30 protein-coding genes are annotated in these 21,871 nt (G+C 41.4%); 1 reads left to right on the top strand and 29 read right to left on the bottom strand.

Annotation, left to right across the window (positions count from 1 at the left end):
- Nucleotides 1–35 precede the first annotated feature (35 nt).
- From FYJ75_RS00370 to FYJ75_RS00350, 5 genes are all read right to left on the bottom strand, one after another.
- A complete protein-coding gene (locus FYJ75_RS00370; RefSeq protein ID WP_154427698.1) occupies nucleotides 36–773 on the bottom strand; it encodes a DUF5067 domain-containing protein in 738 nt (245 codons plus the stop codon).
- An 89-nt stretch (nucleotides 774–862) separates the two neighbouring features.
- Complete coding sequence (locus FYJ75_RS00365; protein ID WP_154427696.1) at nucleotides 863–2,344, bottom strand: sensor histidine kinase; 1,482 nt, start codon at nucleotides 2,342–2,344, stop codon at nucleotides 863–865.
- Between the two features lie 2 nt (nucleotides 2,345–2,346).
- Complete coding sequence (locus FYJ75_RS00360) at nucleotides 2,347–3,030, bottom strand: response regulator transcription factor (protein ID WP_154427694.1); 684 nt, start codon at nucleotides 3,028–3,030, stop codon at nucleotides 2,347–2,349.
- A gap of 71 nt (nucleotides 3,031–3,101) precedes the next feature.
- Entirely contained in the window at nucleotides 3,102–3,650 is a 549-nt protein-coding gene (locus FYJ75_RS00355; RefSeq protein ID WP_154427692.1) for a hypothetical protein, read from the bottom strand.
- A 4-nt stretch (nucleotides 3,651–3,654) separates the two neighbouring features.
- The gene (locus FYJ75_RS00350) at nucleotides 3,655–5,610 is read right to left on the bottom strand and encodes a fructose-1,6-bisphosphatase (protein WP_154427690.1); all 1,956 of its coding nucleotides are present in this window, start codon (nucleotides 5,608–5,610) and stop codon (nucleotides 3,655–3,657) included.
- A 203-nt stretch (nucleotides 5,611–5,813) separates the two neighbouring features.
- On the opposite strand from FYJ75_RS00350, the gene FYJ75_RS00345 reads away from it, so the two are divergent.
- Entirely contained in the window at nucleotides 5,814–6,200 is a 387-nt protein-coding gene (locus FYJ75_RS00345) for a hypothetical protein (protein ID WP_154427688.1), read from the top strand.
- A gap of 228 nt (nucleotides 6,201–6,428) precedes the next feature.
- On the opposite strand, the gene FYJ75_RS00340 is transcribed toward FYJ75_RS00345, so the two are convergent.
- The 24 genes from FYJ75_RS00340 to FYJ75_RS00225 form a co-directional block, all read right to left on the bottom strand.
- Nucleotides 6,429–6,602: an isochorismatase gene (locus FYJ75_RS00340; protein ID WP_154427686.1), complete on the bottom strand. Its 174-nt coding sequence runs from the start codon at nucleotides 6,600–6,602 to the stop codon at nucleotides 6,429–6,431.
- 484 nt (nucleotides 6,603–7,086) lie between these two features.
- The gene (locus FYJ75_RS00335) at nucleotides 7,087–7,590 is read right to left on the bottom strand and encodes an ImmA/IrrE family metallo-endopeptidase (protein ID WP_154427684.1); all 504 of its coding nucleotides are present in this window, start codon (nucleotides 7,588–7,590) and stop codon (nucleotides 7,087–7,089) included.
- A gap of 15 nt (nucleotides 7,591–7,605) precedes the next feature.
- Nucleotides 7,606–7,956 carry a helix-turn-helix domain-containing protein gene (locus FYJ75_RS00330; protein WP_154427682.1) on the bottom strand — a complete coding sequence of 117 codons (351 nt, stop codon included), beginning with the start codon at nucleotides 7,954–7,956 and terminating at the stop codon, nucleotides 7,606–7,608.
- 163 nt (nucleotides 7,957–8,119) lie between these two features.
- Nucleotides 8,120–9,040 (bottom strand): C40 family peptidase, encoded by a 921-nt coding sequence (locus FYJ75_RS00325; protein ID WP_154427680.1) that lies wholly within the window; start codon nucleotides 9,038–9,040, stop codon nucleotides 8,120–8,122.
- A gap of 1 nt (nucleotide 9,041) precedes the next feature.
- On the bottom strand, nucleotides 9,042–9,326 hold the full coding sequence (locus FYJ75_RS00320) for a phage holin family protein (RefSeq protein ID WP_154427678.1): 285 nt from the start codon (nucleotides 9,324–9,326) through the stop codon (nucleotides 9,042–9,044).
- A 2-nt stretch (nucleotides 9,327–9,328) separates the two neighbouring features.
- On the bottom strand, nucleotides 9,329–9,631 hold the full coding sequence (locus tag FYJ75_RS00315) for a hypothetical protein (RefSeq protein ID WP_235906967.1): 303 nt from the start codon (nucleotides 9,629–9,631) through the stop codon (nucleotides 9,329–9,331).
- 487 nt (nucleotides 9,632–10,118) lie between these two features.
- The gene (locus FYJ75_RS00310; protein ID WP_154427676.1) at nucleotides 10,119–10,547 is read right to left on the bottom strand and encodes a hypothetical protein; all 429 of its coding nucleotides are present in this window, start codon (nucleotides 10,545–10,547) and stop codon (nucleotides 10,119–10,121) included.
- Nucleotide 10,548: 1 nt separating this feature from the next.
- On the bottom strand, nucleotides 10,549–11,058 hold the full coding sequence (locus tag FYJ75_RS00305) for a hypothetical protein (protein ID WP_154427674.1): 510 nt from the start codon (nucleotides 11,056–11,058) through the stop codon (nucleotides 10,549–10,551).
- Between the two features lie 2 nt (nucleotides 11,059–11,060).
- Nucleotides 11,061–11,285, bottom strand: a complete 225-nt coding sequence (locus FYJ75_RS00300; RefSeq protein ID WP_154427672.1) for a hypothetical protein — start codon at nucleotides 11,283–11,285, stop codon at nucleotides 11,061–11,063.
- A 113-nt stretch (nucleotides 11,286–11,398) separates the two neighbouring features.
- Nucleotides 11,399–13,345: a phage tail protein gene (locus tag FYJ75_RS00295; RefSeq protein WP_154427670.1), complete on the bottom strand. Its 1,947-nt coding sequence runs from the start codon at nucleotides 13,343–13,345 to the stop codon at nucleotides 11,399–11,401.
- Complete coding sequence (locus FYJ75_RS00290) at nucleotides 13,342–14,052, bottom strand: hypothetical protein (protein ID WP_154427668.1); 711 nt, start codon at nucleotides 14,050–14,052, stop codon at nucleotides 13,342–13,344. The genes FYJ75_RS00295 and FYJ75_RS00290 overlap by 4 nt, the downstream gene beginning before the upstream one ends.
- A gap of 9 nt (nucleotides 14,053–14,061) precedes the next feature.
- Nucleotides 14,062–16,413, bottom strand: coding sequence for a phage tail tape measure protein (locus FYJ75_RS00285; protein ID WP_154427666.1), 2,352 nt, complete (start codon nucleotides 16,411–16,413; stop codon nucleotides 14,062–14,064).
- Nucleotides 16,414–16,461: 48 nt separating this feature from the next.
- Nucleotides 16,462–17,022 carry a Gp15 family bacteriophage protein gene (locus FYJ75_RS00280; RefSeq protein ID WP_154427664.1) on the bottom strand — a complete coding sequence of 187 codons (561 nt, stop codon included), beginning with the start codon at nucleotides 17,020–17,022 and terminating at the stop codon, nucleotides 16,462–16,464.
- On the bottom strand, nucleotides 17,022–17,426 hold the full coding sequence (locus tag FYJ75_RS00275; RefSeq protein WP_154427662.1) for a hypothetical protein: 405 nt from the start codon (nucleotides 17,424–17,426) through the stop codon (nucleotides 17,022–17,024). Before FYJ75_RS00275 ends, FYJ75_RS00280 begins: the two co-directional genes overlap by 1 nt.
- A 19-nt stretch (nucleotides 17,427–17,445) precedes the next feature.
- Complete coding sequence (locus tag FYJ75_RS00270) at nucleotides 17,446–17,955, bottom strand: hypothetical protein (RefSeq protein ID WP_154427660.1); 510 nt, start codon at nucleotides 17,953–17,955, stop codon at nucleotides 17,446–17,448.
- A 3-nt stretch (nucleotides 17,956–17,958) separates the two neighbouring features.
- Nucleotides 17,959–18,378: a hypothetical protein gene (locus FYJ75_RS00265; protein ID WP_154427658.1), complete on the bottom strand. Its 420-nt coding sequence runs from the start codon at nucleotides 18,376–18,378 to the stop codon at nucleotides 17,959–17,961.
- Nucleotides 18,375–18,728 (bottom strand): minor capsid protein, encoded by a 354-nt coding sequence (locus tag FYJ75_RS00260; RefSeq protein WP_154427656.1) that lies wholly within the window; start codon nucleotides 18,726–18,728, stop codon nucleotides 18,375–18,377. Before FYJ75_RS00260 ends, FYJ75_RS00265 begins: the two co-directional genes overlap by 4 nt.
- Nucleotides 18,725–19,156 (bottom strand): hypothetical protein, encoded by a 432-nt coding sequence (locus FYJ75_RS00255; RefSeq protein WP_154427654.1) that lies wholly within the window; start codon nucleotides 19,154–19,156, stop codon nucleotides 18,725–18,727. Before FYJ75_RS00255 ends, FYJ75_RS00260 begins: the two co-directional genes overlap by 4 nt.
- Nucleotides 19,156–19,491: a hypothetical protein gene (locus tag FYJ75_RS00250; RefSeq protein WP_154427652.1), complete on the bottom strand. Its 336-nt coding sequence runs from the start codon at nucleotides 19,489–19,491 to the stop codon at nucleotides 19,156–19,158. The genes FYJ75_RS00255 and FYJ75_RS00250 overlap by 1 nt, the downstream gene beginning before the upstream one ends.
- A gap of 17 nt (nucleotides 19,492–19,508) precedes the next feature.
- The gene (locus FYJ75_RS00245; RefSeq protein ID WP_154427650.1) at nucleotides 19,509–20,501 is read right to left on the bottom strand and encodes a major capsid protein; all 993 of its coding nucleotides are present in this window, start codon (nucleotides 20,499–20,501) and stop codon (nucleotides 19,509–19,511) included.
- Between the two features lie 12 nt (nucleotides 20,502–20,513).
- Nucleotides 20,514–21,101: a phage scaffolding protein gene (locus FYJ75_RS00240; RefSeq protein WP_154427648.1), complete on the bottom strand. Its 588-nt coding sequence runs from the start codon at nucleotides 21,099–21,101 to the stop codon at nucleotides 20,514–20,516.
- 159 nt (nucleotides 21,102–21,260) lie between these two features.
- Nucleotides 21,261–21,440 (bottom strand): cysteine-rich KTR domain-containing protein, encoded by a 180-nt coding sequence (locus FYJ75_RS00235; protein ID WP_154427646.1) that lies wholly within the window; start codon nucleotides 21,438–21,440, stop codon nucleotides 21,261–21,263.
- Between the two features lie 112 nt (nucleotides 21,441–21,552).
- Nucleotides 21,553–21,609 carry a hypothetical protein gene (locus FYJ75_RS14925; protein ID WP_408638897.1) on the bottom strand — a complete coding sequence of 19 codons (57 nt, stop codon included), beginning with the start codon at nucleotides 21,607–21,609 and terminating at the stop codon, nucleotides 21,553–21,555.
- Nucleotides 21,610–21,632: 23 nt separating this feature from the next.
- Nucleotides 21,633–21,869: a hypothetical protein gene (locus tag FYJ75_RS00225; RefSeq protein WP_154427642.1), complete on the bottom strand. Its 237-nt coding sequence runs from the start codon at nucleotides 21,867–21,869 to the stop codon at nucleotides 21,633–21,635.
- Nucleotides 21,870–21,871: the final 2 nt, after the last annotated feature.

Below are 21,871 nucleotides of genomic sequence, written 5' to 3'. Positions count from 1 at the left end.
TAGCTTTTCCTATTGTATACTATCATAAAACTTATTTATAATCCGACTTTGGATATGCTTCCATTCACATCAACAGAAAGTGTCACATTATCCGGAACCTGCGTAATGCTGTCCGGCACCTTAAATAAAAGAACATTTTCAACGGTCTGTCCGGCGGCGATTGTTCCCTGATAAGTAGAAAAATCATTTGTCAGAATCGTCAATTCAGCCTTGACACTGGAATCTCCAATCTGTGCTGTAAAAGCAGGTCCGTAACTGAGCGTATCCACGGAAACATCATTCTGTCCGTTATTCGTAACCTGAAACTTCATAACCACATATGCTGACCCGTTCGGTGCTGCAACAGAAGAAATCTCATCGTTCTTGTAAGTCTGTTCTATCGAAGCTCCCTCATACGTCACACTCAGATCATTGCCATGCCCGATTGCATCTGCCAGACTAATTGCATGTTCCTGTGTATCACCGGAATTCTGTGCTTCACCCTGACCGTCAGTATTCTGCTCTGTTGTCTGTGTTTCTGTTGTCTGCTCGTTCTTCGTCTCTTCTGTTTTTTCCGAATCATCTGTCCGTTTGCCCTTTTTCGGATCGTCCAGCGAAGCATCTGTCATTCCATCTTTCTGATATACATTATACTTCGCAAGTGCATGAGCTGCATAATGAGCAATAATATTCTGCTCATCATCCGTCAAGTCGTACATTGCTGTACCGCAGCCACCCAGGAGAAACGTGGATGAAACAGCTGCTGTCAGCAGTATCATTTTCCATCTTTTCATATAAGTTCCTCGATACTATTCTTCTGTTACTTCTTGCCTAATATGTTACCACATTTTACCTTTGACCGCAACTTCTTCATTTACGATTCCTAATGATTACTTTCCAGTTCCATCCAAAATTCCACTCCATCTTCATGATTAATTACTCCACACTGCTGATGGAATGAATCCATAATCGCTTTTACAATGGAAAGGCCTATGCCGCTGCCGCCATATTCACGCGTTCTTGCCTTATCCACCTTGTAAAATTTAATCCAGATTTTATCAATATCTTCTTCCGGAATTGGCTTTCCGGTATTAAATACGCTTACACGCACCTTTTGTTCCAACCGGGTATAACGGATATCGATACGCTTTTCTCCTTCTGCATGATTGATTGCGTTGCTCAGATAGTTGGTAATCACTTCTTCTACTTTAAATTCGTCTCCCCACACATAAACCGGTCCATCCTGATAAAAATTAATGCTGATCCCCTGCTGTGCTGCAAGTATAGAGGATGCATTCATCACACCCTGGATCAGTTCGGTAATATCAAAGCGATCCATCTCCACCGCCTCATTGCCGAACTCAAGCTGATTTAAGGTGAGAAGTTTTTTAACCATCTTGTTCATCTTGTCCGTTTCGTCCATAATCACATCGCAATAGAAATTTCTGCTTTCCGGATCGTCATTGATGCATTCCTGAAGTCCCTCTGCATATCCCTGAATCAGAGCAAGCGGTGTCTTCAGCTCATGTGAAACATTTGACAAAAATTCTTTCCGCATTTCATCAATCTGTTCTTTTTTCTCGATATCCTGCTGCAGTTCATTGTTGGCACTCTTTAATTCTGAGATGGTCTGCTCCAGCGTGGTCGACAGTTCATTCATACTGCTACCAAGTGCATCAATCTCCCGTGTTGTATGTCTGTCTGGATAATATTTTGCTTCAAAATCAAGATCCGACATTTTTCTTGAAAGTGTGGAAAGCTCAAGGATTGGTTTTGAAATACTCTTGGATACCACAATAATTACTGCAATACTGATTGCAACTGCGATGAGTCCGATGTATTTGAAAAATGTATTTGTAATCTGGGCACTTTCACGAATGCTCTCAAGTGCCGTTTTCATATAAATCACACTGCCATCATCGAGTTTTCCCCAGAGCGCAAGGTATTCCGATTCCATTCGGTTATCTGTCTGACGTTCAATTACATAATCATCATTGGATTCTAATGTCTCACTCTTTCTCTGTTCAACACCATACATCATATCATTCAACTGCATCTGAAACAGCTGGGCATTGTTCGTAGAGGACCGGATTACCGTCCTGTCCTGCCCAATTACAATAATGATAATATTTCCATTTGCACAGATTTTTTCAAATGGCACATCAAATTTTTCCGATTCAAGGTCTCCATTATCTGCTGCCTCATTGATCGTCTTATACCCGTCAGAGAGTTCCTTCTGCTTATTCAGCATATAATAGCGTTCCAGAAATGTATTATTTAAAAACCAGCATAACGCAATGGTTCCAAACACAAGTCCGATCATAGTTATAATTAATTGAACAGATAACGACTTTCTCTTATGCATCTTTATTGCTCCACTTCAAATTTGTATCCCATGCCCCAGATGGTTTTAATGTAATCACCTTTTGCGCCCATCTTGCTGCGAAGCTTCTTTACATGCGTATCAATTGTGCGCGCATCTCCAAAATAATCATAATTCCACACATGATTCAGTATCTTTTCACGCGAAAGTGCAATTCCTGCATTTTCCATAAAATAACTCAAAAGTTCAAACTCCTTAAAGCTGAGTTCTATCCGTTCTCCATCAATCGTCACCATGTGTGCTGCCTTGTCCAGAACGATTCCACCGATTGAAATATTCTCCGCAGCTGCTCCGATCTTATTGGCTCTTCGCAGGATTGCTTCCACTCTTGCTACAAGAATCTTCGGTGAAAAAGGTTTTGAAATGTACTCATCCACTCCAAGATCAAATCCCATCAGTTCATCACTTTCATCACTCTTGGCTGTCAGCATAATGATCGGCACTTTCGAAGTCTCACGAATTTCCTTGCAGACTTCCCATCCGTTCATTTTCGGCATCATAACATCCAGTATGATCAGAGCAATGTCCTTATCTTCATAAAAAATATCCAGTGCCTCCTCGCCGTCTCCGGCTTCCAGCACTTCATAATTCTGCCGTACCAAAAAATCACGTACCAGTTTTCTCATACGGCTTTCATCATCTACTACAAGAATCTTTAATTTATCCATAATTCATCTGCCCCTGTTCTGTTTTGTTGTGTCTTACTATACATGCCACTTATGAAAAAAATGTGAATTATTTACCTGGATTCTGTTTCTGGAAGATCTTCTGTATTTTCTGTCAGGTCCGCTTCCCGTTCTTTCAGTTTCTGCTCTCTCTCATCCAGGTCTTTTTCCCAGTCTTCATATTTATCGATCAGTGCATTCTCATAATTTAAAATCGTAACACTGCTGCCACTGTAATAAGTAATGCCAAACATTCCGATCACAACAGCGCCCAGTACAATTGCAAAAAATAACGTTATGCGGAATTTTTTGCGGTATTTTCCGATCTTCTTTTCAGCCGCTTTGATCTTCCTGATCTCCGGTGCATGCACCGGAATCGGACGGATGACTTCATTTTCGATTTCCGGATTGGCATAAAGATACTCCTGAAGTTCCGCCAGAAACGATAATCCAACCGGTGTCTCGAACATCTCTTCCCGAATGATCTGATCATAAAGTTTATAGATCATGTCCGGATTGTCCATTCTTGTATTTTCTTTGATATATTTTACTCCATCTGCTTCCAGCTTTGCTTTATCCGCAGTCTCTTTTGACTCAAAATCGTACCCTTCAACTTTATACATTTGCCTACTTGTCCTTTTCTACAATAACACCTGTGCGATAACAGGTAATCAGTTCTTTCAGTTCCGCAATTCTTTCGCGCATCTTTTTACCGATATCCGTATCTCCCACAAGCGTTCTTCTGTCCGTGAGTTCCACAGCTTCACGTCTTGATACGATATCAATTTCCTGGCTGACCGCAATTTCCTTGGAAACAAACGGTTCATGTGCGGTAAGTGTCAGTCCGTAAGAATTGAAAATCAGTGTATATCCCGCAATTCCTGTCTCCCTGCGATATGTTTTTGAAAAACCACCATCGATCACAATTACTTTTCCACCACATTTTACCGGTTTTTCCCCAGCCATACGATGTACCGGCACATGTCCATTAATAATATGTACATGATCACCGGAAAGTCCAAACTCTACAAGTACACGATCTGCGACTTCCGGCTGTTCAATATAACGATAATATGGATTCTTATATTCCTTTTTCATCTCTTCATCATCGATATAATACCGCTCAAATGTAGCCATTTTATGCCTGCCATAAAGTGGTGAATCCGGTGCAGTCCACAGATACCACAGAATGTCCTTGCAGCGCTCACGTTCCTCCTTATCCACTGCAAAATATGCCTGTCTGACACAGGATTCGAGTTCATCATAAAGCGCTTTTCCACTGTATTCTCCATCAAAAATACGCACCTTGGTAAATGTTCCGTCCTCATTCATCGGAACACAGCCATGAAACAGCAGATTTCCATTATACACCTTATAAAGGCTGCCCTTTTTCAGCATCAGATCCATATGTTTCTGCAGTTTCTCACAATGCCGGAAGGAAGTGCGAAGCCGGTTCATAACATCCTTTTCCGCATCTGTAAGTTCATACGGATGTTCTCTGTCAACAGTTGGAAAATCCGTATCTTTCATGGCATATTCTTTGCCATCGATCCGAACGGTTCCCTTTTCATAATCGATCTTATCGAGAAGAGCCCGATCCTGCATTCCAAACTCCGGATATTTTAAAATAAGCTGACCTTCCAGTTTAAATTTAATGACCATAATTGCCTTGTGCATCTTCTTGGCAATCTCAGTTTCTGTCTCTGTGCTGGCATGGCAGTCCTTTGTCACATAGCACTCACACGGGTCATCTTTATAGACCTCCATTGCAAATGTTGCAAGTGGAAGCATATTAATTCCATAGCCCTCCTCAAGAAGATCCAGATTGCCATAGCGAAGACTGTTACGTATCACGCTGGCAATGCATGCGAGCTGTCCTCTTGCAGCTCCCATCCATAAAATATCATGATTTCCCCATTGAATGTCTAACGAATGATATTCGCAAAGACGATCCATGATCAGATGTGCACCGGATCCTCTGTCATAAATATCACCAATAATATGCAGATGATCAATAACCAGCCTCTGTATCAGTTCTGCAAGAGCTACGATAAAGTCCTCGGTGTTTCCCAGCTCCACAATGGTATCCACGATAGACTCATAATAAGCCTCTTTATTCAATACCTCCGGCTTTTCTGTGATCAGTTCTTCGATCACATATGCATAATCTGCCGGAAGTGCTTTTCTTACTTTTGACCTTGTATATTTCGAAGAAACCGTCTTGCAAACCTCGATCAGCCGGTAAAGTGTGATCTTAAACCAGTTGTCCATATCTGCTTCCTGTTTCTTTACAAGTTCCATTTTCTCACGAGGATAATAAATCAATGTTGCAAGCGCCGACTTGTCTGCATTGCTGAGCGTATGTCCAAACACATCATCAATCTTCTTTTGCACTGCTCCGGAACCGTTCTTCAGTACATGCGAAAAAGCCTCATATTCTCCATGAATATCCGACATAAAATGTTCCGTTCCTTTTGGCAAATTCAATATCGACTGCAGGTTAATAATCTCTGTGGAAGCCTTTCCTATCGTCGGATACATCTCCGACAGCTGCTCCAGATAGCGTAATGTTTCTCTTTCCAAATCCCCATACCTCCAATATCAATATTCTTACCCCTATATCGAATATCTTCTTTTTATTTTCATTTAGCTTAACACTTTTTGGCGTTCTTGCCAAGAATGTCCGCAATCAAATACATGATGTATCCTCTTGATTGACAATATTCTTGTCCGCGTCCTGCTCTTGTGCTAAACTGATACCAATCTTTATTACAGGAGGATGTCTCATGAAAAAAATTATAAATCAGATTGCCCGCTATATTTCGGGTATTACACTCTTATTGTTCGTATTATTGCTTTCCTGCATCGGTAATTCCGGAAGCAAAATTGCAGATATCGCATTTCCGATTGTCTTTATCTTATTTGCAATTTCCCTCATGCTTCTTTTTTCCACTTATATTACACATCTGATCTGGATGATCAAAGAGAAACCGGAGGGTTTTTCTTTAAAGGGCTATTTACTCACCAGCCTTACTCTTTCCGTGATTTTTGTAGCTTTTGAATTATTCCACAAACTCGGTATTGCACGTATGATCTGTGCCGTCATACTGAGTTTTACAGTCACTCTGCTCGGAATTGTCGGAAAATATATCTATAATTGGAAAGAAAATTAGCGTAAAACAAAAAGCCCGAAAGCAAATTGCTTCCGAGCTTTCCTAGTGGACTAGACGGGAATCGAACCCATCAAATATAATTTACACCGCTTTCCATAAATCTTGCGTTTTATTCGTAATCCTTGATTTTACAGCATTTCTTCCTATTCATATATCAATTGTAAAATCATATTTAATGCTAGAAAATCATAATTTATACAACACATGCAACACGAAATGCAACACAAGTCAACTCTCTTCCGGCTTATCCAGAGTTTCCAATTCTTCTATACATTCTTGCACTTGATCTCCAAGCAGAGCAAATGCATACTCTTGATCCTCGATCAGGTCTGTTGTTGTACTGGCCATGTACAACAATGCTTTTATTCCCCTCATTTTATCTACTAATTCTTCTTTATACATAAAAATACCTCCTACATGCGACATTAGCACATAGGAGGTATGTTTACAATGTTTTCTGTATTTACGAGAATCGGATGTACAATATGTACTTTTGCTCAAAAAAATATCTCCTTTTAGTTCATGACAAAACATCAATTCGCTAAAAGGAGACATATGAAGAACCGCATCAACTAACTTATACGATCTTTTTTATTTTACCAATAAACGCCAGGTCTATTTATTATCGACCCAGATTTTAAAGGCTCTTTTTCCATAATCTCTGGCATAAATAACTCTACCATCTTTATTCCTCTTGGAGGCTCTAAAAATATACATAAAGCCCATCCCCCTTTCGCAATTTCTAGTTGCGAAAGTTTTCTTGCAGTGCTATAATAATATCGTCAAATACATATAGCGTTAGTTGACTGCTTAAAAGCTTTCAACAACCAGCCAAGCATCTTGTGTGCTTGGTTTTTTCTATGTTATGAGAAAAATCCTCTTAACATCATTTTCTGAATGAGTCATACTGAATTTTTGCTGCTTGTAACGACATGCCGCATTTATCAGAAATTTCTTGAGGTGACATGTTTCGGGTGAGACTGTACGGGGCCATAAGTTCACCAGCAAAAGTATTTGCTTGCCATTCAGGATCTCTATAAGCTGGGATTTCACCACGTGCAAAGCTTACTCTATCTGGCGTATGTAATAAAGCATGCCCCAATTCATGGCAGAGCGTAAATCTGTCTCTTGGCACTCCATTTTTTGCGCCTATATAAACATCTTCTCGAATATATAGTGTGTTTTTATCCATATTTGTAAGACCATATGTATCGCGCATTTCGCATACATCCAATATTTCAAAATCTAATCCCAGTTCAGGCAAACACCATTCTATAAATTCAACAATCGGGAAAAATAATGTATTTTCCAGTCCAAAAAGTTTTCGAAATTCCATCACAATATTTCGAATACTTTTCCTTGACATAGGTTCAACCGAAACGTTCTCCATTTACGCCCTCCTCTATTATATATTGAATTTCTTTCTCAGATTTTCTTTTTCATGATCTGACATATCGTTAATTTTTCTGGCAAACGCAAGCATAAGATCTGTATCACTCTCATTTATATCATGTATTCTAAGTGTATTTACTCGCCTTGCTTCATCTATACTTTCGCATAATTCAGCATATGATTCTTCGTCAAGATTGTAATGAGCTTTGATTTTATACTTCCAATCAACCGGCGGCTTAGCTTTTCCGTTTTCAGTTTTTGACAAGAAAGCCGGTGAAACACCTAAACATTCCGCCATTTCTAACAGAAGCTCATTATGGTCTATTCGTAATTTACGACTTATTTTACCAAATCTGTTCAGCATACCTTGTCCTCCACTTTTGCACAACTTCTTTCATTTACAATTGTTATTTTATCTCATATTGGAAAGTCTGTCAACCATATATTTGTTAATTTTATTAACTATATTTTAGGTTAATTGCTAATTTTCAGTAATGAGACGAGGTAAATGTTCCTCGGCTCACATATTAAAACAACTGGAATCTGTCGATGTGATGTCCGACTGCTCCGGCATAACCGTCCTGTCCGTTTCCTGTCTCATTATTGTACTGCCAACTGTAATAGTTACCATTAACAGGGCTGACACGATACTGTGCTTTCTGCGTGCTACCATCCGGCGCATGATAGATTACACGAACTGCATCAATCGGCTTATGGTTTCCGGCATAGCCATTGTTGTTGTCGTTCCAGCTGCATCCGGTAACCATCGGTAACCAACCGCCACCAAGAATGTGCACGCCATACTCAACTGAGCCTACGTCACAACGAATTTTAACGTCTGTGATCGGTAAGCCACGAACTCCAGCATAGTCAGCCAGATTGCATACTTCTGGATATTCCTTTCCTCCGGCACGGACAGCGTAATGAAATTCAACAGCTGCATTGTAGTAACCGCCGGATGGCTGCGCACTTTCTTTTGTGCTCGTTTCTACATTTTCTTTGCGTCCGCCATAATCAACATCACAAAGTTTTAACAAATGCGTAAACTTATTCTGATTTATGTGTGCAATTCTAACGCCATATCGAGAACCATCTGCGGCGATATAATGATCATTTCCGAGATAAATACCGATGTGTCCAGGCATCCATACCGCCCAACCGATGTAATCGTTTGATCTTAATTCGATTGGTTTAACTTCTTTCGCTGTAGCCTTATACTGTCCGGAACCACGGACGATACCGGTGTACCAGCTGATCAGTCCTGAACAGTCTACACACGCTTGTCCGGCTTTGGAATCATCTGACGGCCAGACGGCATTACTTCCGTAAATACGTCTTAAATTTTGGATTGCTTCAAGGGACATTACCTGTCCCTTTGCACCGTACACGTACGGAGTACCAATTTTAGATTTTGCAAAATCAATTAATCCCTGTACTGTCTTTGCCATATTATTTATCCTCACTTTCTGTATTTTTGTTCTGGATATACTGTTTAAACGTCTGGTGTAATCCGGTTGATGCCCAACCACTTACAAGCCCAGTCAACAGGATCTGTGGACTGATCTGCCATCCTGCTGACCACACAGCAAGGAACACGCCAAGTACTGCACAAATGGTCGGGATGTATTTGTTATCCACGTCCTTAATGTAGCCTTTAATAAGTGCGCCAACGCAAAGGCAAACTCCCACGATCACCGGCACTATATAATCTGTTAAAAATCCTAAATCTAACATAATTACCTCTCTTTCTGCTTCAGATGAAGCTCTTCAATTTCATTTTTCATTTTTGTTACCATACCGTTGCCGCCCAGAGCGTGATACGCATCGTACATTTCGCAAAAGTTCTGGTATGCGTATGACGGGATCTCCCCAAGTCGCATATACTTATCGTGATACTCGATCAGCTGCACTCTCAGAAGGAGCATTGTTCCGCGGCTGTTTGCATCTCTATCACATTTCTGATTTTTGAGAAGCCATACAATATATCCCAATGCAACAGGGAGTGCCACTGTGTATGTCTGCATTAAAAATTCTCCCAATGTTTTACCTCCTTCCTCGATTATTCCGGCAGAGCTACTGGCATCCACCTCCTCGCAGATGCCTCATTCACTCACAGATTTGCCGGGCAAATAAAAAAGAACCGATACTGTAAATTAATACAATATCGGCTCTTAGGCGCTGTTTTTATTTTTCTTTATTATACCGCGAATTTTGCGCCGGCGCAACACGCAAACATTCTTGTCGGCCTCTGATATGGCTTCAATTTTTCCCAATCCATTCAATACAGTTTCTTGTCGCTAAACAGCAATATTGTAACCAAATTAAGCACATATACCATGACATCGACAGATGATACGAGACAAAATGGCTACAGTGTTGGCTGGATGGTGGGTACAAACGAGGGATATATAACATTTAATGTGACGTGGATCTGTTTACAATTTAAGATTGCTTCTACAACCTGCGCTTACCGAATTAAATTTGGCAATAATGCTTTTAGTGCATGGAAAGGTGTATAGTTCTAAATTAATCCAAATATATGGCTGCTTTAGTCGAGTATGTCGCATTTTTGGATGTTATGCGTACAGTTCCATTATCTAAAATATCTACCGTAAAGGTATCTGAGCTTGGATTAACTAACGCCTGTACTGCTTTAGTCTTAGTGTCGTAAAACAGCAGGGATGTTTGACTATAAGTTTGTTTGCCAAATATAACCAGTGCTGATCTGTTTTTCTGCAAATAAATAATGCTGGTTTTGTCGTAACCCTGTTTTTGGATATCGGCTTTGGTTGCAATATTGCTGTTTAGCGCCGTGATCTTCTCATCGATAACCTTACCCTGTGCCGCCGCAAGTGGCAAGTCGGCTCTGTCGGACAACAGATTATTTACACAGTTGGATTTTACCCAGCCTATTAATTTAATTCCAAGTTGTTTTAAAACCTCTTTTAAAGACATACTATTCTACCTCCTTTGTGCTCTGTAGATCTGTAAGCTGTGTTTCAAGTTCGTTTTTCTCGTCGGCAAGTTCACTCATGCGTGCGATCTCTGGCTCGTAGTCGGATATTGAAGCACGCCCTGTTGCAATTTTGATACCGATATAATCCAGGGTTTTAAATTCTGCATCTATGGCAGCAATCCTGCTCTCCGTCTCTGTCACCTTCGCAAGTCGCTCCTGTTCCTGTTTCTGTTCTTCCGTCAATTCCGGAGTAACTGGATCTGGTTCCGATACTGGCTCTGTGTAAACAGATCCGTCGTTGCTTAAGACCACCGTGGATCCATCGACTTTATAGACTGTAGTGTAACCACAAATAGTCGCTTCCAGTTCGCCACCAGCTGTAAGTAAGTCCATAGTTCCAGCGAACTTGATATTGTCGGTCTCTGACGAAAACATGATTTTTAAAAGATTTCCATCTTTTTCGATACCTTCTATATCATATTCTTTCTTTTTAATTCTCAGTTTTTCCATGTTCAGTCATCTCCTTTCGTAATATCATCCCAAAATGTGTCAAATTGCTCCTGCGTCATAAAGTTGTCTCGAAGCTCTATAATATCTTCTCGCGCCTGCAGATCTGTTGCTCCGGTTTTACCATCGTTGTAGCAAGTTTCGATTCCGGATGCTATAGCCTCTCGGACATCCTTTCCATACCGTGCCTGTCGGATGGACTTTAAATAAGTAGTAATATCTGCTGCCATACCTATTCCCCCTCTTCCTGTCCTGTGATACTGTCTTGTGTGTCTGTAACCGGTTTTGCTTCCAATTCGTCATTTTTGGGCATACTGCTATATTCCATTTTCCCGCCTCCTTATTAATAATCGGTTTTTTCGCTGGACCACCCTGTTATAAGTCCATTGCTTACGCTAAGTGTTGTCCTTGTTACGCTTGTTATCTTTCCATCTGTCCACGATAATCCAGATATAAACGATGGGGATCCGCTTACAGTTGGCAGATTCCACTTCTTTATAAATCCATTCTCGATTGTTACTCCATCGCCACATCCCTGAAACATGGTTCCGTTTGCTCCATTTCTTATATACGGGGTTTCGTCTTTATAGGTATTTGAATCCGTTTTAAAAACATAATGTATTTTTCCGTCTGATTCCTTGCACCCAAGTGCTAATGTGTCGCCTTGGTCACACCACATGTTCACTCCAACACGATCTGAGGATGTATCTTTTACTGCTCCGATACTACCAACATAATTTCCATCATCATTCCAGGCGTAAAATTTAACTTGGTTGTTTTCTATATCCAGCGATTTAACGCCAGATGCCGTTGTTTGCGAAAATGTTCCGGTTACATGTATCTCGCCTGTTTTCATGTTCCAGAACGATTTATTCAGAACGTCCTTAAGCATTCCGGTTTTTATCAGTTCTGCGGACAATACTCCTGTCGTAATAAAATCTGCAACTATAGATCCATCCATAGTCATAGCCAATCCATATGGTCCGTCGATACCACTGGAAGAATATCCAAGTCCGTTTAGGTTCCAGCGCCATACCTTCTTTGCAGTTTTCGGGTCATTCGTGTCCATGATAAAAAGCTCGCTCGTGGTCTTATATACATATCCGCCCATAGCACTTGTAATAAGTGCTGTTGCGTTATCCTTTGCCGCCTGCAACATAGACTTTTCCTGCGGTAGGCTCTGCTCCAATGTTTTTACAGAGCTTGCAACCTGCTGTGTGTATGTCTTTTTCAAAGTGTTGCTTAAAACCACGGTATTCTTTTCCGGACTTTGCAAATACGTGGTCTTTTTTTGTAATGGGAATCTTGTATCCATTCCAAACGGATCTGCAAGTGTACGCACCATATCCCCAACCTCATAGGTATCTAAGTCTGCATTTAGCATCGACATATCAACTGCCGTCAGCTCCAAGGTCATGGTTTCGTACTGGTTACTCTTTAGCCATTCCTCCGCCTTTTTCTTTAAATTAACCGGTTCGGTTACATCCTCCCAATTTACAACCTTTCGGATCCATCCAAAATGATCTACTGCGCTCTGGATAAACACATAGTCCTTGCCACTATTTACAGACTCTATCGTTGTATATGCATCCAATCCCTCTATTACGCTCTGGTCCAGTCTTGCACCTAATGGTATAACTGCAGTTGCTATATCTGTACCTGATGTGCCACATGTAAAATCCAGTAAGTTGTAGCCAAACTGAATAGGCTGTGCACATACTTTCCCATAATCTTCCAAAGTAACGAGATCCAGATACCTTGTACCGTCTACCTTGCGGATTCTCAAATATCCGCTTAATCGGTCGCATAATTTATCTCTCAAATCTGTAAGCGTATCTTCTCGGTTTGTAAATCGGTATATGCTATCGTTCGAATCTTTTACTGTAACTGCTCCGACCTCAAATCGTTTTTCTTTCTCGACTTGGCTATTGTGGATAGTAAGCAACTTAGAAAAAAACTGTAGCGGTGTTTGGTCTTGGTACTTTGCCTGTGGCTGGATAGAGTCGTATAAAAAAGCAAGTTCTCCAACGCACTTCACATCCTTTTCGCCATCCAGTCCCTCACTGCATTCCCTTACCTGCCCACAAAAGATTTCATTTCCGTCTTTTAAAACTTGTACCATGCTCACACGGTTTTCGATATCCCCATACAGTGGATTCGTACAAGGCACCGTAAATTCAAACGTCCCTGCGTCATTCAACGCCTGTGTCAACTTGGCATCACATATTACAGCCTGTTTATCATTCTGGTAATATAATGTTTTCCCATCGAGTAAAACTTCGTATATCATAAGTATGCTCCTCTATAATTCACAGTCACGGTTCCAGATCCTGTGAAATTAAGTGTTACGTCATTCTCTACAACAATGGCAGGGAAACGATATGTTCCGTCCTTAGACATATCATAGGTTCGTCCTGCGTATGTCAACTTGAGCGCATTTGCATTTTTTACTGTAAACTCCGGCACCTGTGGCATAATTCCGCCAGTTAAAACCATGTCTTTGTTATATACATTAACGGCAACCTCTTTGTATTCCCGTAGTGTTCCCTCTTCGAAGTCGAAAGTATCCCAGAGCCAATCCTCTGCTGTACTGCAGATATCATATTTAAACGGTTCTGCGGTTCCGCTTAAGGTTATAGTTCCAACACTTCTCTTTGTCTTGCTCCGATCAACAGACAGCCGGCATACATAGTAGTGGCTCAGATCATTATCCACGATCACATTACATTTTTTTCCGTGGATCATTGCGGCAATCTTGGATGTTGCCACATCCCATAAATCAAAATTCCCACGAAGTGCAAACTCAAATGTTACGCCGTTCCGATCCTCATATAAAATTCGTCCAAATACCTCCGACAAATCAATATTGCCGGAAGCACCTGGTACAGATATATAATTGGTTTTTGGATTCGGAAAAGGAATGCTAAAGGTTGTCATTTTAAGCCCTAAATCCCGGTAAGTGTGTACTCCGTTTATAGTTATTCCAAACTCTCCCATACATCCTCCTTACGTTCTTACTGCGGCTAAATTTGCCAATGCGTAGTCTACATGTGGTGCTACAAGTGTTCCAACTCTCTTACCATCCATGTTTACAGCCATTCCGGTCAGGGCATTTGCTACTCTGTTACCCAACGTGTCATAATCAATTCCAAGGTTCATGTTCTCTGCATACGATCCGCTGCCGACAAAGTTTGCTTTCATGGTGCCGACATTTGCTTTAATAGATTTATTAAGCGTGTCGTACGGATTATAATCTGCGATAGGCTCATCCATACCGGCGATACACATTTCTCCAACCCACTTAAACTTACGAGATGGGGAATGGATTCCAAGAGCGTCCTTAAATCCTTTTAATAGATTGTCCGCCAACTTCTTAACCTTATCCTGCAGATTTGACCAAGAGTTTTTGATACCTTTCCACAATCCATCTACTATATTTTTTCCGATATTTTTTATCGTTTCTGGAAGATTTGTGATGCCATTAACAATAGAATCGAATAGCCCTTTAGCGGCAGCTGTTCCCTTTGCCACAAGGTTGTCTTTCCATGTTGCTATTTTTGCCAGGGTCTGTGCGAGCCAATTCGCTATATTACCAGGCAACTCCGAGATAAATGTAATTACATTATCTATAAAGTTTTGACCGGCAGTTTTTGCCTTTGCAACGGTCTCAACCGCCCATGCCTCGACTTCTTTTATTGTTTTTGCAAGCCAATCTGCAAATTTTCCGGGTAATTCCGAGATAAATGTAACAACAGAGTTTATAAATTCTGGAATAGCTGTTGTCGCCCATGCTATTAAATTTAGTCCAAATTCTACAACTTTTCCGGCCGCAAACCCAAGCCAATATGCTATTTTTTCTGGCAACTCCGAGATAAACGTAATCGCACTGTCTACCATGTTCGATATAGCTGTGGTTACAGTGGTATATACGTTTTGCCCCCATTCTGCAAGTCGGTCTGGAAGCTGTGCAAACCAATCTATAATAGACTGTATAAAATTTGGTATCGTTTCTGTAAAAAATGATACGATTGCATCTAAAGCCGCTGAAGCCGCTTCTTTGATGGTTCCCCAGAGATTTATCCAAAATTCACGGAAGCTATCGCAATTGTTCCAGAGATATATAAACCCGGCTACTAATGCGACTATAAGTGCTATCAATGCGCCTATCGGGTTCGCCAATATAGCGGCATTCAGTCCATTCATAGCAATGGTCAAAGCATTCAAAGCTGTCGAGAATCCCGTGGCTACTTTCCACGCTATAAATCCTGCGATCAATGGTGTCAGCACGCCCAGTACTATAGTCATGTTGTCTGCACACCACTGTAATCCCTGGACAATCAACTCAAGCGCCGGTTCCACGTCTTGGAACAGCTCTATAGCCAGGTTGGATGCGCTCTGCTTTAATCGTTCTGTCCTCTTTTCGAACGTATCGGACATAGTGTTATAGGCGCTCTCAGTAGTGCCTGCAGAGTCTGCCAAGGATGTAAGGCTGTCGTTAAATGTGTCCGTGCCTTGCGATACGATAGCACTTGCAGCCATTCCACCCTCTGCACTGCTCCACAAGTTTGCAAACGCTTCTGTGTCTCCGTCGCAAGAATCGGATATGATCTGGAGCACATCACCAAGGCTGTATCCGTCGTTCATCAGCTGTCCAAACGATTTTCCGGTCTTATCTTGTAAGATTCCGGCTGCTGTAGATCCAGAATCGCCCAACTCTTTAATTAACGAGTTAAGGTATGTCGTGCCCTCTGCTGTACTGATACCGTTTTTTGTAAGCGATATGTACGCTGCGCACAGGTTATCCAGATTAACACCGTAGTTAGATCCTGTCGCAATAGCTTTGCCCATGCTAGAGGCAAGCTCATCTACAGTAGTTACGCCTTTGTTCTGGACAACAAGTAACTTATCGGAAACGCTTTCGGCATCACTGGCATTCATTTTGTAGGCATTAATAGCCGTTGTTAATGCGCCCATTGCTGTGGATGCATCCGTATAACCGCCAATCGAGAGCTTATTCGCTACGTCTACAGCTCCAAGGCATTCCGCCATATCCTCCGTAACCGGAATACCGGCAGACATAGCCTGGTATAAAGATTCGTTCAGCTCACTTGCTGCTGTACCGGAGCTGTTCGACATTTCTTTTATTTTTTGGTTTAAGTTTCCAGTATCTACCGATACATCCCCAAACAAGGTACTTGCTTTCGCAAAAGACGTTTCGAATGTGCTTCCAAGTTCTTCTACCTGTTTTGCTACGGCAGCAAGGCCTAATCCGCCTATTACGTTCTTTAGGGATTTACCAATGTTGTCCAGACCGGACGTATCCGTTTTTGTATCAAATATAAGACTTCCGTCCGCCACGTGCTCAGCTCCTTTCTTGGCACTGGCTCATGGCTCCGGCTCTATGTCTTATCCGAAGTAGGCATTAAACTCATCTTCGGCTTGCTTTTCTTCCTCTGTTTCTTCATATGGAGGCATCCAAGCCTCTTTTAATCTGCGGTATATTGCCGCTTCATCTTTTATTTTCTCCCCGGTATATGCCCGGTGCCCCATGATTGCAGACATTCTTGTGCAGTCCGGCAGGCCGTTCATAAGTGCTAAAAACTTATGCCAATGCATATCTGTATCGATTAGGTCAATACCATATGCCTGCAAAAATGCGGAATAAATGTAATCTCCGTCGTATTCGTAGAATAGTACATCGTTTCCACTGTCTTTAGAAGAATGCGGTACTACATTTCTTGGAAACGCAAAGAGGAAAATGCTGTTGTAATCCTCAACCTTTTCGAATACCGGAACGGATGTCTTGAAAAGGTATCTGATGTCAAACACACCTTTCATTCCGCTTGTAACCCAGCTTTTGTATTCAATCGCAAATTTCATCCAAATTCGAAAGTCTGTATTTATTAAAAAATCCCTGCCACCAACCGTGATGGCATCGGGCAAGGATTTTTGTGTAAGGTCTAACATTACTTTTGCACCTGTGATGTTACATTCTGGATTGTCTCTACAGATTTTGCAAGGCTGATAACCTTACCAAGTACCTCATTATTGATTGCGCTTTCAGAGCCATCCATCTGGTAATCTCTAATAGCCTTAGAATAAGCATCGACGATACCAAGATAGCTGATTGTAATCGTGCAGAGGTCAATGTCATCAATCCGGCTCAGATCATCTGTTTCAAAAATTTCTTTTGCAGCATCTTCCCCGACCATATCTTTTACAAAAGCAAACATGTTCTCATATTTTTTTCTTTTTGGGAGCAGTTTCTTCTCGTTATCATCGTCGATTTTGTCAATTCTCTCCTGTACAGAGATTGTTTTCTTTGGGAGTTCATACTCCCGGTTGTGGATTTTTAATGCATATTCTGCCATGTTTTTATCCTCCTAAAAATTATTTCGTGGCTGTAAATGTAGGTGCTCCTTCTGATACCGTTGCAGTACCGTTCGTGATGTTTCCGCCAAACAAGATTTTAAAATCAAGTTTTTTATCAACGGCTGTCAGATCCTGCACAGAAATAACACTGTCAGATTCCCACGCCTTATAGCCTTCTGTAACTGCTGGTTCCTGCATAAATACGATCATGCATTTCGCATGTGCCTCTGACCCAACTCTGCGCTCATAAAAATATGGAAAAATCATTTCATAGTCGTCGGAACCTTTGTACATTACAAGGTCCTGGTCAATGGACGGTTTGTAAGAATCAACCTCTGTTGTTGGGGATTCATCTGCAATGTAATCATAGTCCTGCTCATCAGGATTCATCGAAATGGTCAACGACTCTGATTTTTTAATTCTCTTGTAACCTGTTCCCGTGTCGAGAAACAGAGCAATTTTATGTTTCTTTACTAACGATAGAGTCTGCTGTGCTGCCTGTGCAGCTAATGTTTCGGTATCTCCCATCTTCTACCTCTCTTTCAAATACTGTATTGCTATAGTTACCTGATAAATGGCATTATCATCTTCCTGCGAGTTAATCGCGGATGCACCATTTACTGTTATATCCTCGCAAGCAAGATTCCCGACCTGTGACAAATCCGGATAATCTTCCTCAAACGCTTTGTTCTCGATCCACTCTGTCAGATCATCTAAAAGCTGTTGATTCTCTACCCTGTCCTCGTCAAGCTGCGTCGATTTTCGGGCAAAGAAATTATAATATTCTGTTACTTCCTTACTTCCGTCCAGATATGTATTTTCTTGTTTCTGCGGACTTCTAAAGAGTGCCATGCACCCCTCTGGGGCATCTATAAAATCTGTAAGCAGTTCGCTAAAATTCAAGCCGCCGTATTCACTCAGCCAGACTTTCAGGCATTCTCCTATCGTCATTTTCCGATCGCTCCCTTCGCTTTTTTCAAAATAGCTTCGACTCCACCTTCTTGCTTCATGTGCTCAAACCAATATTCAGTTCTTTTTCCTTCATGTTCCATCGGGATGTAATATTGTTTTCGTGCGTATGGAGTACGGTATACCACTTCGCCGGAACCGATCACGGTATTTGCGTTACCACTGTCCTTCAAAGCTCCGGTATCAAATGGTACAAGAGGATCACATAATCTAAGCACTTCACTGTCGATCACCTGCTGTACCTTCCCGCGTTCTTCCATATTCAAACGTTTCATGGCTGCATTGTGGTCGTATATGACCATCGCATCAATCGAAAACTTTGTTGTGCTCATTTGCATACCACCTTCCAATGCTTAAGCAGTGCGCCCTCTGTATTATCCGCCAAGGATGCTATAGTGCCAGATTTCTGGGTATCATTTTTCAAATCCGTTATTTTGTAATCTTTTGTGATTTCCTTTTCGCATTCCCCAGCCACGATCATGTCATGATTATTCCGAGGGTTGAATGTAAAGTATTTTTCTACTTCATCATCCGGAAGCTTTTCGTAACTTACCGCATCGATATACTGTTTTCCCTCGGTATCTGCCTCGACCGGAATAACAGTGGTCAAGAGCTGTGTAAATACGATGGATCCAGAACCAGATACCGTTTTATCCGCAGAATACTTATATTCGCATCCACGGATTACAGTCCGGTTCCAAGTCTCTGTTTTATCTGCGTTTTTGTGCGCATTGTATACGGTTATGGTCTTGTCGTTCATCAAAATGCACCCGCCAATCTGGTCCCGATGCCCTTGTAGATTAACTCTTCCATCGCCTCCTGTGCCTGTGCTGTACTCTGCAGCGCATAGGATTCTGAATAACCATTGTTATTCACGGACGTTACGATATGCCCGGCAAGTGTGGCCTGATTCGACCACAAGAAGTTACATAACTGGAATATTGTATCTTTCTGTCGTTCTTCCGAAATATTCATGTACGGCTTAACGACTTTCTTGTACTCTGTTTCTGCCTGTGCCTCGACTGCTTCAAATTGCTTTTCTGGCACAATATTTGGAAAATGGGAGCTGTAATACTCCCAATCTATAATTGCCATTTACAGCTCCCTCCTTCTTATGATGTCTTTCCAAGTAATTTGATGCCTTTTAATACGCCAGCCATTTTACTGTTTTTCAGGACAGCTCCTGCGATCAGCTCAACCTCGCCTTTCTTAACGGCTCCCGGTGCAGACATATCCGGAAGATAGGTCTTAAGCATCTTCGATCCGTTTACAGAAATTCCGTGGAAAGCATCAAGACCGAGTTTTACAGCGTAGATATCGGATGTTCCATAATTTTCAGAACTTGGGGTAGAAGTTGCTACAACATCCTCTGTTGTAGATCCGTTGTAATATTCTCCGGCATCCATAAGCAGGATTCCATTATAGGTCTCCACGGTTCTTCCAAAATCGTCCTTGGAGCGATCATAATATCCGGCTCTGCGTGCTGCGGATCTGATCTTTGTAAGCATCTTGTTATTCATCATAAGCACATCCGGTTTTGCTGCTAAAAGTGCAAGAAATGTGTCAAGCTCGTCCAGGAATGCGTTGTAGTTGCTGTCAAGCATTGCAGACGTAGACACATCGATGTCTGTTGTCATTTCTGTAGATTTTCCGGAGAGAATCTTTTTTAGTCCGTCGAATGTGTTCGGGACAAATCCTTCCCCGCTTGCTGCCTTTGTGCCATTAATAACAAGGTTGTGGAAGTAGTTCGCTCCCGCCTTTGTTTTCTGTTTAATCTGGAAGTCCATCTCGTTAATAGCACCGGATGTCTGTGCGATTACACGGTCAATCTCGAATGCTCCACCGAGAATTACAGGACTTGCGGTCTGTTTTGTTCTCTTTGCTTCGTTTGCCGTATACTCCTGGTTGATCTGACGTACACCAGCTGTCGATGGGGTCTCTAATCTCTGGTATCCATACACCAGGTTGCTTCCGCCGGTTGGCGAAATGGTATCATCAAATGTCAGTTTATCGAGCAAAATAGAATCTCTTCTAAACTCATCGATAACCTGCTGATCTACTTTGTCGGCATATCCGACTTTTGCTTCTGCTAATGTTAAAGCCATATCTTCTCTCCTTTACTTGCTTTTATATTTTTCTTCCAAGGCACTCATTAAACTGTCTGCCTGTGGCTTTGTTCCTGTTCCGCCTACTCCGCCGATTGGATCACCTTTTCCGGTCGGGTTAGGCTCTGCCTCTCCGAAAAGCATCTTGCTATCCTCTGCCTCAGAAAGTGCCTTAATTGCTGCAGCAACGTCCTCTTTCTGGTTCTTAGATGCCTTTAATGTTTCTACGTCCAAAAGTGCCTTAATAGCTTTCGCGTTCTTTCCGTGAGCGGCGTTAATGCTGTCTTTGAGAACGTCGTCAAAATCCCTGTCGGCAATCTGCTGCTGATAATCGGCTTCCTTTGCCTTAATATCTTTTTCCAGATCCTCGATCTTCTGTTTCATTCCGGATACGTCAGCATCCTTAAATTCTTCCAGATCCTTTTTCAGACCTTCGATAGTTCCCTCATGGGTTTTTACTTTCTCCTGTTCTGCCGTAAGATCGGCTTTTACAGTATCAAGCTCTTTCTGTACCGGATCATGTTCTTTGTGATACATGTCCAGCGTACCGTCGATCTGCTCCTTTGACAGTCCTAATGCTTCCAGTTCTTCTCTCTTCATTCTCTTATCTCCTTTTACGATTATTTTTTTCACGTGGCGGAATCAGCCACAGATAGTCAGTGGAGCCGGAATTGAACCGGCAAAGAAAACATGGCAAAAACTTTGTGTACCCTTTCTTGTACCTCCACCGTAATAAAAAATGCCAAACAGCTAAATCTTTTACGATTTAACCGTCTGGCACTCAGGCTCTTTTGATGGCTCAATATTCAATAAAAATTTACTTTTACATAATTTACAATATCCAGGGAAGCTTTTAATGACTGTATCTTCCCTAAGATACAGCATCTTCTTTCCGCAGACCGGGCATCGATACCAATAATGTTTTTCTTGTTCTAACATATATCTGTCCTCCCGTATATTATAATTCATAATTATGTCTTTTGCAATGATATAATGTATGCTTATGTCGTTTTATAAATAAAAACCACTGCATCTCCACAGTGGCTTTTATTTATAATACAAGGACTATCTCTTTAATCCCCTTTGTTTCATTGTATATCTTTCTCATAATTGAATTCTCTTGCAGATATTCTAATACCATGCTACAGTTGCAGTATTTTCATATTTACCAGAGCTGAAATATTCATCAATCTTTGATACTGCATGTTGTAAATATCTATGATGTGAATCATTTTCTGGCACGCTTATAATTTGAATATCACCAGTTTTTTTATCCAGATTCAATGTCCCGAACAGCTTTTTGTTTTCCGGATAATAGTTAAATACCATGCTATTTTCGTTCTCGTCTTTCAGTTTTAATGTAAGCATAA

Origin of the sequence: Roseburia porci (assembly GCF_009695765.1) — a bacterium.
GTDB classification, from domain to species: domain Bacteria; phylum Bacillota; class Clostridia; order Lachnospirales; family Lachnospiraceae; genus Roseburia; species Roseburia porci.
Note: the sequence above shows the minus strand (reverse complement) of the source record. Positions and strands in the feature narration are given on the sequence as shown.

Excerpts from the sequence above, each read along its gene's own strand:
- FYJ75_RS00370 (WP_154427698.1), bottom strand. The coding sequence starts at position 773 with ATGAAAAGATGGAAAATGATACTGCTGACAGCAGCTGTTTCATCCACG.
- FYJ75_RS00365 (WP_154427696.1), bottom strand. The coding sequence starts at position 2,344 with ATGCATAAGAGAAAGTCGTTATCTGTTCAATTAATTATAACTATGATC.
- FYJ75_RS00360 (WP_154427694.1), bottom strand. The coding sequence starts at position 3,030 with ATGGATAAATTAAAGATTCTTGTAGTAGATGATGAAAGCCGTATGAGA.
- FYJ75_RS00355 (WP_154427692.1), bottom strand. The coding sequence starts at position 3,650 with ATGTATAAAGTTGAAGGGTACGATTTTGAGTCAAAAGAGACTGCGGAT.
- FYJ75_RS00345 (WP_154427688.1), top strand. The coding sequence starts at position 5,814 with ATGAAAAAAATTATAAATCAGATTGCCCGCTATATTTCGGGTATTACA.
- FYJ75_RS00340 (WP_154427686.1), bottom strand. The coding sequence starts at position 6,602 with ATGTATAAAGAAGAATTAGTAGATAAAATGAGGGGAATAAAAGCATTG.
- FYJ75_RS00335 (WP_154427684.1), bottom strand. The coding sequence starts at position 7,590 with ATGGAGAACGTTTCGGTTGAACCTATGTCAAGGAAAAGTATTCGAAAT.
- FYJ75_RS00330 (WP_154427682.1), bottom strand. The coding sequence starts at position 7,956 with ATGCTGAACAGATTTGGTAAAATAAGTCGTAAATTACGAATAGACCAT.
- FYJ75_RS00325 (WP_154427680.1), bottom strand. The coding sequence starts at position 9,040 with ATGGCAAAGACAGTACAGGGATTAATTGATTTTGCAAAATCTAAAATT.
- FYJ75_RS00320 (WP_154427678.1), bottom strand. The coding sequence starts at position 9,326 with ATGTTAGATTTAGGATTTTTAACAGATTATATAGTGCCGGTGATCGTG.
- FYJ75_RS00310 (WP_154427676.1), bottom strand. The coding sequence starts at position 10,547 with ATGTCTTTAAAAGAGGTTTTAAAACAACTTGGAATTAAATTAATAGGC.
- FYJ75_RS00305 (WP_154427674.1), bottom strand. The coding sequence starts at position 11,058 with ATGGAAAAACTGAGAATTAAAAAGAAAGAATATGATATAGAAGGTATC.
- FYJ75_RS00300 (WP_154427672.1), bottom strand. The coding sequence starts at position 11,285 with ATGGCAGCAGATATTACTACTTATTTAAAGTCCATCCGACAGGCACGG.
- FYJ75_RS00295 (WP_154427670.1), bottom strand. The coding sequence starts at position 13,345 with ATGATATACGAAGTTTTACTCGATGGGAAAACATTATATTACCAGAAT.
- FYJ75_RS00290 (WP_154427668.1), bottom strand. The coding sequence starts at position 14,052 with ATGGGAGAGTTTGGAATAACTATAAACGGAGTACACACTTACCGGGAT.
- FYJ75_RS00280 (WP_154427664.1), bottom strand. The coding sequence starts at position 17,022 with ATGTTAGACCTTACACAAAAATCCTTGCCCGATGCCATCACGGTTGGT.
- FYJ75_RS00275 (WP_154427662.1), bottom strand. The coding sequence starts at position 17,426 with ATGGCAGAATATGCATTAAAAATCCACAACCGGGAGTATGAACTCCCA.
- FYJ75_RS00270 (WP_154427660.1), bottom strand. The coding sequence starts at position 17,955 with ATGGGAGATACCGAAACATTAGCTGCACAGGCAGCACAGCAGACTCTA.
- FYJ75_RS00265 (WP_154427658.1), bottom strand. The coding sequence starts at position 18,378 with ATGACGATAGGAGAATGCCTGAAAGTCTGGCTGAGTGAATACGGCGGC.
- FYJ75_RS00260 (WP_154427656.1), bottom strand. The coding sequence starts at position 18,728 with ATGAGCACAACAAAGTTTTCGATTGATGCGATGGTCATATACGACCAC.
- FYJ75_RS00255 (WP_154427654.1), bottom strand. The coding sequence starts at position 19,156 with ATGAACGACAAGACCATAACCGTATACAATGCGCACAAAAACGCAGAT.
- FYJ75_RS00250 (WP_154427652.1), bottom strand. The coding sequence starts at position 19,491 with ATGGCAATTATAGATTGGGAGTATTACAGCTCCCATTTTCCAAATATT.
- FYJ75_RS00245 (WP_154427650.1), bottom strand. The coding sequence starts at position 20,501 with ATGGCTTTAACATTAGCAGAAGCAAAAGTCGGATATGCCGACAAAGTA.
- FYJ75_RS00240 (WP_154427648.1), bottom strand. The coding sequence starts at position 21,101 with ATGAAGAGAGAAGAACTGGAAGCATTAGGACTGTCAAAGGAGCAGATC.
- FYJ75_RS00235 (WP_154427646.1), bottom strand. The coding sequence starts at position 21,440 with ATGTTAGAACAAGAAAAACATTATTGGTATCGATGCCCGGTCTGCGGA.
- FYJ75_RS00225 (WP_154427642.1), bottom strand. The coding sequence starts at position 21,869 with ATGCTTACATTAAAACTGAAAGACGAGAACGAAAATAGCATGGTATTT.